Below are 12,345 nucleotides of genomic sequence, written 5' to 3'. Positions count from 1 at the left end.
AACCGCGCGCAAGAGGAATTCAAATGAAGCACTATAATCTGCCGGTTTCGCCCGCGACGATCCACTGGGGCTACTTCAGCAAGATCGTCACGCCGGCGCTGACATTGAAATCCGGCGACCGCGCCACTATCGAAACGCTGACGCACCACGCCAACGACGATTACGAGAGGATGATCGCCGATGATCCCGGCGCCGAGAGCGTGTTCAAATGGACGAAGGAACAAAAAAACGTCGCCCGCCGGGGTGCCGGCCCGACCGAAGGCCCCTTCGTACGCGGATCGGGCGAAGGCGTCGGCGTCCATATCCTGACCGGCCCCGTCGCCATCGAGAATGCCGAGCCCGGCGACGTGCTCGAAGTCCGCATTCTCGATATCCGCCCGCGCCCGTGCTGCCACGTTGCCCACGCTGGCCGCTGCTTCGGCTCGAATGCCGCCGCGAACTGGGGCTTCCATTATAATGATCTGATCGAGGAGCCGAAGCCGCGCGAGGTCATCACGATCTTCGAACTCGATACGTCCGGCGAACCGTTCGCCAAGGCCGTCTACAACTACGTGTGGGTGCCGCAGACCGATCCTGACGGCATCGTGCATTCGACCATCGATTATCCGGGCGTCCGGGTCGATCACACGATCGTCAAGAAGCGCGAGAACATCCTGCCGAACGTTAAGGTTCCCGCCCGCCTTCACTTCGGCACCATGGGCCTCGCGCCGAGCGAGCAGGATTTCGTCAGCTCGATTCCGCCGAGCTACACCGGTGGCAATATCGACGACTGGCGCATCGGCAAGGGCGCGCGCATGTATTACCCGGTCGCGGTGCCGGGCGCATATTTCTCGGTCGGCGATCCGCACGCCGCACAGGGCGACAGCGAGCTTGCCGGAACCGCCATCGAGACGTCGCTGACGGGCGATTTCGAATTCATCCTGCACAAGCATCGCGATCTCGGCGGCACGCCGCTCGAAGGCCTGACGCATCCGATGCTAGAGACCGAAAGTGCGTGGTCGGTCTACGGCTTCACGTACCCCAATTATCTCGCCGAGCTCGGTCCCGGCGCGCAGACGGAGGTTGGCAAGCACTCGAGCCTCGACCGCGCCATGCGAGACGCTTTCCGCAAGCTGCGCCGCTTCCTGATGACGGTTCACGGCCTGAGCGAGGACGAGGCGATTTCGCTGATGTCGGTCGGCGCCGATTTTGGCGTGACGCAGGTGGTGGACGCGAATTGGGGCGTTCACGGCACCATCAGAAAGAACGTGTTCGTCGGCGATTGAGCGCCCGCCTTGCGGCCCTATCTTGGATCGCCGCCACCCAACGGCTGTGTCAGCGGAGAATAAGCAGTGACTTGGCACGCGGGTTGCGAAGCGTCGTTGATGATGAACCAACGCACCGGATTTCAGCCGTTCTCCAGCGAGTCCTATCCCGAGGATGCTCGCACCGAGGCCTGGCAAGACGTCCTGAAGATCGCCGGATTGCAGGGCACGTCCCCATCTTGGGGGCAGAGCCGGCACGCCACGGCTTCCTATCGCCAGGCCGAGGGTGTTGCCCTCGTGAGGTTGTCCGCTGGCCCGCAGTCGGTTGCGCCACTTTCGGGCGGCGGCAGGGACCTGCCATTAGCGCTGATGCCTATTGAGGATGACCTCTGTCTGAAGACGTCCGACGGCCATCTAACCGTTTCGGCGAAAGAGCTTGTACTCGTGCCGCGCCGGAGCGGATCGACCCTTATTTTCCAGCAGACGATGCGCGCGCTCGTTCTCTCTGTCTCACCGGAAGCCTATCACGGCCGCAAGATCGACATGCGCGGGCTTCGCAAGGCGCAGGTGGTCGAACGCAGCGGCCTTAGCGAAATTTTTGTGCAGATGCTCGAAACGGCGTCGCTCTGGATCGAAACGCTGTCGGATCCCGAGTGGCTGGCACTCGCCCGCAGCCTCAGCGATTTCTTGCCGCTGTTCCTGCCGAAGCTGTTGCCTTCTGATGAGCCCGTCGGCACGCATTCGCAAAGCGCCATCCTGCATCGGCTCTGCCAGACGATCGAATACCGACTTGGCGATCCTGATCTCAGCCCCTCGCGCATTGCCGTGATCGAAGGCATATCCGAGCGCTACGTGCAGAAACTGTTCGTCGGCATGGGGAGCAATTTCACCACTTACATTCGCGAACGGCGCTTGCAGCGGGCGTGGGCCGATCTATCAAACCCGGCCGACGCCCATCAATCGATTTCCGAGATCGCCTATCGCGTCGGCTTCTGCGATCCCGCCCACTTCAGCCGCGCCTTCCGTCACCGCTTCGGCATTCCACCGCGCGAGTTCCGCCGTCAGGAGGCCGAACGCGTGACGGCTTCCGCTGCAACGACGGGCCAGCGCGGTTGGCCGGCCGACGCCCTTGCGCAGTTGCGCGGCGCGTCTCCTGTGCCAATCCCGCGCCCGAAAGCTCTGACATCGCTCGGGCGCGCCGCCGCGGGTAAGCACCATCACCATCTCGCAGTCAATGCCGGCAACGTCCATTGGGGCTACTTCTCGCGCTCCCTCCAGCCGCGCATCGAGATCAACTCCGGCGACGCGATTACCATCGAGACGCTGACGCAGCACGCCTCCGACGATCCCGAGCGCATGATCGCTGGCGATCCCGGTGCCGAAAGCGTCTTCCACTGGACGGCCGAGACAAAGAACGTCGACCGTCGCGGCGCCGGACCTATGGACGCGTCCGTCTACGGTCGCGGCGCGGGCGAAGGCTTTGGCGTTCACATCTGCACCGGCCCGGTAGCGATCCGCGATGCCGAGCCCGGCGATGTGCTCGAAGTCCGCATCCTCGACATCGTCCCGCGCCGCAGCCGCAATCCAGACTGCAAAGGCCGGTCATTCGGCAGCAACGTCGCGGCGTGGTGGGGCTATCACTATAGCGAAATCATTACCGAGCCGAAGCAGCGCGAGACGGTGACGATCTACGAGATCTTCGAAAAGGACGAAGATCCGCACGCGCGCGCCGTCTATTCCTATTTGTGGGAGCCGCAGATCGATCCGTCGGGTGTGCTCCACGACACCTATGACTATCCGGGCATTCCGATAGCACCCGAGACGGTGAGACGACGCCACGCCGTGCTCGACGGCATCCGCGTTCCGCTTCGGCCGCATTTCGGTGTGATCGCGGTCGCGCCGGCTGAAGCGGAATTCGTCGATTCAGTTCCGCCCTCCTACTTTGGCGGCAACGTCGACAATTGGCGGCTCGGCAAGGGCGCGACGATCTATCTGCCGGTGTCGGTCGCCGGCGCGCTGCTCTCGGTTGGTGACCCTCACGCGGCCCAAGGCGACGGCGAACTCGGCGGCACCGCGATCGAATGCTCGATGACGGGCACATTCCAGATCGTGCTTCACAAGAAGGCTGACCTCCCGGGCACGGTTCTCGCCGATCTCACCTATCCGCTGATCGAAACCGAAACCGACTGGGTGCTGACGGGTTTCAGTCATCCGAACTATCTCGCTGAATTCGGCGCCCAGGGGCAGAGCGAAGTCTACAACACGTCGTCGCTCGATCTCGCGATGAAGGATGCGTTCCGCAAGATGCGCCGCTTCCTGATGACGATCAAAGGTCTCAGCGAAGATGAAGCCATCACACTGATGTCGGTCGCGGTCGATTTTGGAGTGACCCAGGTCGTGGATGGGAACTGGGGCGTCCACGCGATCCTGAGCAAAAGCGTCTTCGACGAGCCGAAATCCGATTCTTGAAGGAAGCCATCCATTGCAATTTCATATGATCACGGGCGGTCCACGCCCCGTCGCACCGTTCAGCCATGCCGTCGAAACGGCTGGCTTCGTTTTCGTGACGGGACAGATGCCGGATACGCCGGAAGCTCCCGGCGTGCTGCCTGAAGGGATCGAGGCGCAGACACACGCGGTGATGAAAAATCTTAGGCTTGTGCTTGCTGGGCTCGACCTTGGCTTCGAGCATGTGGTCATGAGCCGCGTCTATCTCGAATGCTTCAAGCGCGACTACAAAATCTTGAACGAGGTCTATCGCAGCTATTTCGCGCCGGACCGGCTGCCGGCGCGAACATGCGTGGGTGTCCAAGGCTTGGCCTACGACGCGCTTGTGGAAATCGATTTGATTTGCCGGCGGCCGGCATGATTGCACGAGCTGACGTATGCCAATCTTCTGGTTAGATCGGCAATAGTTTGGGCCAACTTGTATCAGTTAGCGCCATAGCCGAGGCTTACTTGGGCACACCCACATGTCGGGCTCTATGGCGCCCGTGGGGCAGGTTTCAACGCCAAGGAGATCAAAAGCTTATTAGGTCCGGCGCAGGTTCGGCGGAAGGCCGGAAGCTGGGCTTTTTTGACTGCACCGAGATCGGGCAAGTGCTTTGCAATTCCTCGAACACAATTGACCTCTACAAAACTCAGTATGCGGAAGCCAATGACTGCAAGCAGAGTTCGGCAGCACACTCCCGCCAAGGCGACCTCAACTCTGAAAATAAATCCACGATCGTTATCGGGAGCGGCGTGAGCGTCCACAACTGAGGTCCATTGCAAGTTGCACCTCAGTCGACTCTGCCGGAGGCGATTCATGGGGCCTCGACGAGAGCTCTTGGGCTTGCGAAATCGCCGCTCGGCGAAGGCTGGACCTCTGCGTAGTGACCAGCCCACGCTGACTGCCTGAGAGCAGCCCCTTGAACTCGTGGCGGCGGCGTTCGTAGGCAAACATCAAGTTGGGTCGATGGTTCTCAGCAGGTGCAAAGCTGTTTTCTCCAAGGTGTGGGTGCTGAGCCTTCGGTCGAGCTAAGCTTTTTGAGGTTTGGTGGAAAGCATAACTGTACCCCTCGATAATTGCCCTTGATCGGCTGGCAGCCGCGTTTCAAGCCCAAGACAACAAGTGAGATATGGGCCCAACCCCATTTTTCGAATATTGAAGACCATGCGTTGAAGTTGATTGTTCTTCTTCGGCCGACTCCTTGCCGGGATCGTTGTTTCGACTTCGGTCCCACTTGCTTGGGTCACGGGCGGCGGGTCAATCCCGTACACATTCAAGTCCAGTTGCCATGGCCAACGAATTTCGACGTCGATAGGCTCTTTTATCAGGCGAGGCGTCAGGAGTTTGCGCGCGCCGGACAGACTCACCACGAGACCTGTTGTGCTTCTAGGGACTCGCAGGTAGCGGACCAGGGATTTGCCCTGACCAATGTCCACCAGTCGTTGAAGCGGACGTGACGATGTCTCGATGAGACGAATGATGTCCCAATCCCGTGGCACCGTCTTCAATGCGATCGTGAGCGCACAGAGGCAGTCCCTTTCCAAACGAGCGTCATCTTCCAGGACCAATGCGTACGGAAGGCCTCTCTCGACGATTGAGCGGTAAATAACGAGATGGCTTGCGGAGCAACCGATTTCGCCGTCGCTCATGCGATTGTCATAGAACGTTTGCAGCCAGTCAGGAACAGCGCGCCCGTCGACCGCAGATATCCTTTCGGCACGAAGTCCGGCGGTTGCGAGTTCCTCTTCGAACCGCACGCGTCGAGAGTGATCTCTATCCAAATTGATGTAGAAGGCGGGAATCGACAAATTGGGCATGATTGGCACACCGCTTCCTTGCGCTGTTGCCAACGATAGGTGTCACCCGGTTGCGCGATTCGCTACAGAGCGTAGCAGTTATAAACGTTTTCTTCGAAGCCGAGCGCTGACGACACATCGTACCGCTCTTTCTCCACATCTTCTCTTGGCGCGGTTCTGGCGGATTTTTCCCCCTGCGGACTATTATCAGGCACGACGACTGCCAGTCAGGTGAAAATCGAGCATGCAGACATTGACGGTCGCGATGCGACACCACATTGAGGACTTCCTCGCGCAATTCGCAGGAACCAAAGCGGTGTTCGTCCCTAATGAGGGAAATGTCGGCGATTGTTTGATTTTTGCGGCTACGATGAACGCCTTCGCGAAGGCCTCTATCGACGTTGAGGTGGTGGACAAACGGGCGGATTTTCGTAACCGCGTCGTGTTTTTGGGTGGCGGCGGAAACTTGGTCGGCGCGTACCGAGGAATGCGAGAGACGATCGAAGCCTGCCGACAACAAGCCGACCGCATTATTTTGTTGCCGCATACGATAAGAGCTAACGTCGACTTGCTTAAATCGCTCGATGACCGCGCGACGATCTGGTGCCGCGATCTCAGATCGTTTCAACATGTCCGTCAATCGAACCCGAGCCTGGACTGCCAATTGGCACATGACATGGCTTTCCACTGCGATATCCCACAGTTCATGAGCGACGAAGCTTGCAATAGGGCCGGGCCGGCAATGCTAGCGGAAAAGCTAGCACTGCATCGCACGAGCCTGGATAAAATATCGAGCCTGCCCGTCGTTCGATTCATGCGCACCGATCGCGAGGCGCGATTGTCGCATATTCAAACAGACTTAGACGTCTCGAGGGCGTTCGGATGCGTTACGGATGCCGAAACGTCGAGACTGGCGGCTTGGTGTTTCCTCAAGACGATTTCCGTCGCAAATCGTGTGCTCACCGATCGCTTGCACGTGGCAATCGCCTGCGCGCTCCTCGAAGTCGATTGTGAGCTGGTTGACAATAGCTACAATAAGAACAGGGAAATCTACGCGCATAGCCTGAGCCGGTTCGATTGGGTTTCGTTTTCGAAAGCCGACGACGTGGAAGTGCCTGACATTCCATCTGCTAAATTACCATTGGTCACGAAAGTTGCTCGCCGTACCCAACGCTTCAGAGACCGTTGGTTGAATGGCGCTTCGCGATGACGGGAATGCTAGGCAGCGGCCAAGATTATTTCACCCCCGCTCGATCGCTTGAGTTAGTAGCTGACGAAAGTCGGTCCAGAAATCCGCATTTGATCGCGGAAATCGATTTGCGGATTGTTCGGAATAATGTCGAGGTCATCAGGAAGACCACCGGCGTTTCCGTTCTGCCAGTTGTCAAAGCGGATGCATATGGATTGGGAATACGGAGAGTCAGCGAGGCCATAGCTGATCTCGCTGACGGTTTTTGTGTGTTTAGCGCTTCGGAAGCAGTTGCGGTGAACCTGGCCCGTCGTACCAACAGACGGGTGCTCGCACTGGGGCCGCCAGAAAGCAATGATCCAACAGACTACATCACTCATCGCATCACGCCGACAGTCTGCAATCATCAGCAGGCTCGGCAGCTTCGTCGCGCTCAGCCTGCGCTATGCGTTGATACTGGAATGCAACGCTTTTCCTGTCCCCCTGAAGACTGCCGCGAAGCCTTGACCGCAGGAGATTGTCGCGAGGTCTTCACTCATGCCGTCGAGATCGGGCAAGTTGAGCAGCTGATGGACGTGACGAGCGGTTGCGATCGCCCACGTCACGCGGCGGCCAGCGGATTGCTGCATGAAGCGCTAGCCGTTCTCGACGCCGTGCGTCCGGGATTGGCGATGTATAAAGGCGCAGCCAATATTTCTGCGCGAATTGTCGAGATTCGCCAGTCTCGTGGGCCAGCTGGTTACTCCGGGTTCACTGCGGAACGTCACGGGATCATCTTGGTTGGCTATTCGCACGGTCTCCGTCGAGGTCCCTGCTTAATCAACGGTCGGAAATCACGCTTGCTCGAAGTGGGCATGCAGACCGCTTTCGTCGAACTCGACGCCGAGGATCGCGTCGGCGACAGGGTTGTCCTGCTCGGCGACGGTCTGACGGAAGCGGACCTCGCGCAAAACTGGAACTGCGGCCCCCATGAAGTCCTGACAGCATTATCCTCGGCTGCCACGCGCCGTTACCTCCAGTAAATTACCAGCGTCACGGATATTTTGGAGAACTCGAATGGCGGGTCTCAAACTGCGCATTTCTGACGATGGGCTTCGCCGCGAAGTCATAAGTAACGGTGAGCTTCCTCCGCTTTTTTTTGAGATCACGCCGCGCGATAACGCAAGTGCTCCGGCTTTCGATGGTGGCGATTTTGCTCTGATCGCGATGCTGCCGATTGCGATGCATCAAATGGTGGATTTGCACGCCGAGTTCGAATTGGATTCAACGCTTCTTGACGGCCTTGATCATTATCAGGAGGTTTGGCACTCCTGGCGGCCAGACATTTACAAGAAGAAAATTCAAATCACGGCGGACTCGGAATCTTCTCGCGCAAACGCGGGCCAAGTTCCAAAGCCCGCCTTGGTTGCGTTTTCGTCGGGTGTAGACAGTACCTTCACGCTAACCCGTCATGCCCACAGGGAGGCTGGCAGGGCTGCTCGCGATGTCGCGACCGCCGTCATGGTTCATGGATTCGATATGCCGCTCGACGAGGCGGACGGGTTTGAGACAATGGCCCGACATGGCGCCGCGATATGTAGGGATCTGGAAGTTGATCTCGTCACTGTTAAGACGAACTGGCGACGGCTGGTAGCAAATTGGGAAATGACGTTTGGCGCAGGCTTGGCTTCTGTCCTGCATCAATTTTCCCACCAACACAATCTTGCATTAATCGCAACTGAGGAAAGCTATCAGAACTGTTTCCCGGTTTGGGGGAATAGCTTTTGGAGCGATCGCTTTTTTTCTTCTTCGAAGCTGAAGATTGAATCGGACGGTGGCGCTTTCGATCGCATCGAGCGAGCGCGTTACATTGGGCGTTATCGGTCTCTTATTCCTCACCTTCACGTCTGCTGGGCAGGACCAAGGACAGGCAAAAATTGTGGTGTCTGTCCAAAGTGCATTTTGACCAAACTTAACTTTGTAGCGGCAGGTGTTCCGGAGCCATGGCCATTTCCGCAACCGCTGACCACCGGCTTGATCAGCGAGATGCCTCTAAAAACGCGCTGGCAGAGGCAATTCCTGGAACTCATTTTGACGAAGATGGAGGCTCAGCCGTCTGCAGACCCACAGATTGTTGCCGCTGTAAGACGTCGACTCGGCGTGGAGCAACCGCAAAAAGATCGCAAGTTTTCACCCGCCGTTTTGAAATCGGCTCTTTGGTCATCGTTTACTAGAAAAAAGGGGTAAACTTGCCCAAGCGCCGAAAACCCTTGGGCTCCAGCGATCGACGCCGCTCCGCAGTGCGTTATCAGGCAATCAGCAAGCGCGCCAATCCAGTTTCGCATTCCAAAACCGGCACTGGAAACGCAGCTGGCGGTGGAAGAAAAAGAACGCGAGCATCCGTTTTATCCAAATGGGAAGACGTGATGACTAGAAGATAAGCGCGACGGGCTACTTAGATACCGCGTTCGCGTGGGATGCGATCTGCCTCGGCAATTCTCTTTCCAGCAACGACGCGATAGCACGAACACGTGGTGGGATCGGTCTCATCGCGGAGTAGAGCAGATTGAGTTCGAAGCCGGGGACCGTTAACTCGGGTAGGTGATGGTTGGCCCGGTCGATGACTTCAGCGCTCAGGTCCCGCTTCTTACTGACGGACGCCGGGCAAATTCAATTGCGGATCGATCACCGAGCCTAATTAGTGCTGCATCAAAAAAGGCGACGCGGAAGCATGCAACCAATGACCCAATTCGGCTTGTCGACGACCTCGTGGATTCGTAACTCCCCGACCAACCCCAACATTGCATACGCTTCGAGCTCGCTCACGTTTTGCGATCGTGCAAGGGGAGCGATTGCCCGGCGAACCGCGTCGCGAGTAGCGGTCATCATATCGGGGCCGATGCCTGTAAAGATGCGATAGCCTTCCTCCGCTGCGAATGTATCTCCTGTTAGAATTTCAGGTGCTTCTATGCCCGCGTTTTTTATCAAGTTGATCTTGAGCGACATTTCCATCGGACATTCGATGGCGGTGCCATTGATTTCCCCGTCGCCTTGAATGGCATGACCGTCCGCGGCAGATAGCAATGCGCCGTCATTAAAGATAGGCACATACAGCTTTGCGCCGACTCCTAGATAACGGACATCGATATTGCCAGCCGCATTGGTTGGAGTGATGGAAGCGTAATCGCCGTCCTCGCCTGGAGCTACACCGATGCAGCCGATCATCGGGCGTAATTTGAACTTCGCTCCATTAGGCATTTCGATGTGGTCGCGATCAAGCTCCCAGATCTTTAGATAGGGATCCGTGATTTCGTCCGAGAGAAGACCGAAGTCAGGTAGGCATGCGTTCCAACCCCAGCTCAAAATCTTGAGGTCGAGCACTTCAATTTCAAGAGCATCCCCCGGAGAGGCACCTTCAACGTAGATCGGCCCTACCAACGGGTCGAGCTGGCGATAGTCGATTTTAGCGATGTCTGCCGTGGTCGATGCGCGCGTGATCTCGCCATTGGATGCGTCGGGCGATGAAATGGTCACCTGATCTCCGGGCTTGATGAACAGAAGCGGCTTTTGCGTTCTGTTCCAGGTTTTGTGAATGCATTTTTCGGAAAGACAGTGACAGACGCTAGTGGCCATTGGGGCGGCATCCAGATTTCGGTTCCTACTCAAAGTCGTCAGGCTAACAAAGTGCCATCAATCATTGATGAGGGTTCGACGTTGTGGGGGATAAGTTTGGCTTCCACCATGAAGTTGGACATAGCCTTGACGGCTTCAGAATAAGGCCCGGGTTTTTCCGGTGTCCCGATGAGCTGGATATTTTCGGGACGCGAATACATTTTGACACCGGCCCACATGCCCGCGAATTCATCGACCTTGACGTCCGAATGCTTCGCCATGATCGCAAATGCCTCGTCTTTATTCGTACTTACGAATTCGAGCGCGTCGTACCACGCATCCAAAAGGCGCTTCACGTCTTCCCTGCGCGACTTCAGGATGTCGTTGCGCGCCGAGATGATGTCTATGATCAGGTTCGGAGTATCTTTGCTCGTCACCAGCGCCGTGCCGCCCGATGCGATGCCTTGAGAGGCGAACGGTTCCCAGGTCACGGACACGTCGATAGCCTTCGCTACGAACGCCGCGCCTGCGTCTTGCGCCGACATGTTGATGATGTTGACGTCGCTCTCCTTTAGACCAGCTTTTTCCAGCACTTTGCTGAAAAAGAAATGGCTGACAGAACCAATCTCAAGGGCAACCTTTTTGCCCTCCAGATCCTCAACTTTGTCGACGCCCCGCGCGATGATGATATCGGCTCCGGCTGACGCGTTCGTCAGAGTGATGACTTTAGCCACTGGTGATACGGTGTCGATAGCCAGCACGTCGGCTGTATTAAGGGCGCAGACGTCAAGGCTCCCCGCAGCCAGCGCTTGCCGTGCGTCGGTTTGCACCGTGAATTGTGTAAGCACAGCATTGAGCTTGTGCTTATCGCCAATCTTCTTCTCATCCATGATCCAGAATGGCATCCAGCCCACCCAGATCGGAATTCCAACTTTGAGAGGCGCATCGGCAAAAGAAAACTTCGTACCGAACGTCAAACCAGCGGTGGCACCCGCCAGAAGACCAAGCGCGCCGCGGCGAGACACAATTCCGGCGACCATCGAAAATCTCCTTTTCTGACGATTTCGACGAAAATGGCGGACCGGATGCCCCGCGTCTTGGAAGAAAGCGCAGACTTTTAGAAAGGCGCAAAAATTCCAGTGCGTCAGGAGCGCACATTCTTGCGATATTTCGCCGGCGGCAATCCCTCGTAACGGCGAAATACCGAAGTCAAATGGGCTTGATCGACGAACCCAGTGGCGTGCGCGACCTCCCAAATCGTCATGGTGCTGTTGGCAAGATAGTCTTTGGCGCGATCGATGCGCATTCTGATGAGGTATTGATAGGGCGTTTGGCCGGTAGAGAATTTGAAGGCGCTTGCGAAAGAACGTTCTTTCATCTGTACGCGCTTGGCCAAGTCGGCCAAGCAGAGTTCGTCTTCAAGGCGATCTGAAACAAAAGCATGTAGCGACCCTAGTTCTGAACGGGAAAGGCGTCGGCCTTTTTGGCCACGAATTGTTCCGTCTTGAGACCGCCGAACAAGCGCAGCCACGAGTGCCATTCGCATTGAATCGGCATACAACGCGCCGTTACCATTGTTTTCCCGGGCCTCGAGCCAAAGCGCACGCACGATTTCGGATAAAAGCGTATCCTCGAAGCCGTCTTCGTAAGCCAGGCGCGGAGAGAAGGGCGCATCAGAGTGCGCTCGCCAGGGCTCAAATGCGTTCTGTGGCAGCGTCAACATAAGATGCTGCATTGGAGCGCTCATCCAAAAGTCTGCGGAGACATTTGGAGGAGTGACGGGAACGAACATCCCCGCACGAAAATATTGTTTTCGGGCTCTTAATCCATCAAAAGAGGAACGAATGTCGCCGCACCCGCGAAGCACAAAACATAGGACAAAATGATCGCCCGCCGGGTCTGCGCTGCCGCCAGCTGAGAAGTCGACGAGATCGAGGCGCAACGGCACAGCGCCGGCAGTCCGCCAGGATTCCCGCACGTCAACAGTCGCGGCGCAGGTGCTTGCCATAAGTAAGGACTGTCCGAATTACGTCT

Annotated in this window: 10 protein-coding genes; 6 read left to right on the top strand and 4 right to left on the bottom strand. The window is 57.3% G+C overall.

The features are described 5' to 3' along the window. Positions 1-23 precede the first annotated feature (23 nt). The 3 genes from ACLB1Z_RS15845 to ACLB1Z_RS15835 all read left to right on the top strand — a co-directional run bounded on the left by ACLB1Z_RS15845 (position 24) and on the right by ACLB1Z_RS15835 (position 4,113). Positions 24-1,265 carry an acetamidase/formamidase family protein gene (locus ACLB1Z_RS15845; RefSeq protein WP_409560695.1) on the top strand — a complete coding sequence of 414 codons (1,242 nt, stop codon included), beginning with the start codon at positions 24-26 and terminating at the stop codon, positions 1,263-1,265. Positions 1,266-1,367: 102 nt separating this feature from the next. Beyond that, positions 1,368-3,713, top strand: coding sequence for an acetamidase/formamidase family protein (locus ACLB1Z_RS15840; RefSeq protein WP_409563289.1), 2,346 nt, complete (start codon positions 1,368-1,370; stop codon positions 3,711-3,713). A 13-nt stretch (positions 3,714-3,726) separates the two neighbouring features. Continuing rightward, positions 3,727-4,113: a RidA family protein gene (locus ACLB1Z_RS15835; protein WP_409560694.1), complete on the top strand. Its 387-nt coding sequence runs from the start codon at positions 3,727-3,729 to the stop codon at positions 4,111-4,113. A 650-nt stretch (positions 4,114-4,763) separates the two neighbouring features. Here the strand turns inward: ACLB1Z_RS15835 and ACLB1Z_RS15830 are convergent. Then, complete coding sequence (locus ACLB1Z_RS15830; RefSeq protein ID WP_409560693.1) at positions 4,764-5,552, bottom strand: glycosyltransferase family 25 protein; 789 nt, start codon at positions 5,550-5,552, stop codon at positions 4,764-4,766. 223 nt (positions 5,553-5,775) lie between these two features. On the opposite strand from ACLB1Z_RS15830, the gene ACLB1Z_RS15825 reads away from it, so the two are divergent. The 3 genes from ACLB1Z_RS15825 (at position 5,776) to ACLB1Z_RS15815 (ending at position 8,946) form a co-directional block, all read left to right on the top strand. Beyond that, entirely contained in the window at positions 5,776-6,741 is a 966-nt protein-coding gene (locus ACLB1Z_RS15825) for a polysaccharide pyruvyl transferase family protein (protein WP_409560692.1), read from the top strand. Positions 6,742-6,830: 89 nt separating this feature from the next. Continuing rightward, complete coding sequence (locus tag ACLB1Z_RS15820; RefSeq protein ID WP_409560691.1) at positions 6,831-7,742, top strand: alanine racemase; 912 nt, start codon at positions 6,831-6,833, stop codon at positions 7,740-7,742. Positions 7,743-7,776: 34 nt separating this feature from the next. Beyond that, a complete protein-coding gene (locus ACLB1Z_RS15815; RefSeq protein ID WP_409560690.1) occupies positions 7,777-8,946 on the top strand; it encodes a hypothetical protein in 1,170 nt (389 codons plus the stop codon). Between the two features lie 462 nt (positions 8,947-9,408). On the opposite strand, the gene ACLB1Z_RS15810 is transcribed toward ACLB1Z_RS15815, so the two are convergent. From ACLB1Z_RS15810 to ACLB1Z_RS15800, 3 genes are all read right to left on the bottom strand, one after another. Then, positions 9,409-10,332, bottom strand: coding sequence for an acetamidase/formamidase family protein (locus ACLB1Z_RS15810; RefSeq protein WP_409560689.1), 924 nt, complete (start codon positions 10,330-10,332; stop codon positions 9,409-9,411). 38 nt (positions 10,333-10,370) lie between these two features. Then, positions 10,371-11,351 (bottom strand): ABC transporter substrate-binding protein, encoded by a 981-nt coding sequence (locus tag ACLB1Z_RS15805; RefSeq protein ID WP_409560688.1) that lies wholly within the window; start codon positions 11,349-11,351, stop codon positions 10,371-10,373. Positions 11,352-11,455: 104 nt separating this feature from the next. Next, entirely contained in the window at positions 11,456-12,319 is an 864-nt protein-coding gene (locus ACLB1Z_RS15800; RefSeq protein WP_409560687.1) for a helix-turn-helix domain-containing protein, read from the bottom strand. Positions 12,320-12,345 lie beyond the last annotated feature (26 nt).

Source organism: Hyphomicrobium sp. MC8b, from assembly GCF_905067615.1.
Lineage (GTDB): Bacteria > Pseudomonadota > Alphaproteobacteria > Rhizobiales > Hyphomicrobiaceae > Hyphomicrobium_B.
The sequence above is the reverse complement of the archived record's forward strand: the minus strand, read 5'-3'. Positions and strand labels throughout refer to the sequence as shown.

Coding starts and splice junctions, on each gene's coding strand:
- ACLB1Z_RS15825 (WP_409560692.1), top strand. CDS start 5,776: ATGCAGACATTGACGGTCGCGATGCGACACCACATTGAGGACTTCCTC.
- ACLB1Z_RS15805 (WP_409560688.1), bottom strand. CDS start 11,351: ATGGTCGCCGGAATTGTGTCTCGCCGCGGCGCGCTTGGTCTTCTGGCG.
- ACLB1Z_RS15830 (WP_409560693.1), bottom strand. CDS start 5,552: ATGCCCAATTTGTCGATTCCCGCCTTCTACATCAATTTGGATAGAGAT.
- ACLB1Z_RS15800 (WP_409560687.1), bottom strand. CDS start 12,319: ATGGCAAGCACCTGCGCCGCGACTGTTGACGTGCGGGAATCCTGGCGG.
- ACLB1Z_RS15815 (WP_409560690.1), top strand. CDS start 7,777: ATGGCGGGTCTCAAACTGCGCATTTCTGACGATGGGCTTCGCCGCGAA.
- ACLB1Z_RS15845 (WP_409560695.1), top strand. CDS start 24: ATGAAGCACTATAATCTGCCGGTTTCGCCCGCGACGATCCACTGGGGC.
- ACLB1Z_RS15810 (WP_409560689.1), bottom strand. CDS start 10,332: ATGGCCACTAGCGTCTGTCACTGTCTTTCCGAAAAATGCATTCACAAA.
- ACLB1Z_RS15840 (WP_409563289.1), top strand. CDS start 1,368: ATGAACCAACGCACCGGATTTCAGCCGTTCTCCAGCGAGTCCTATCCC.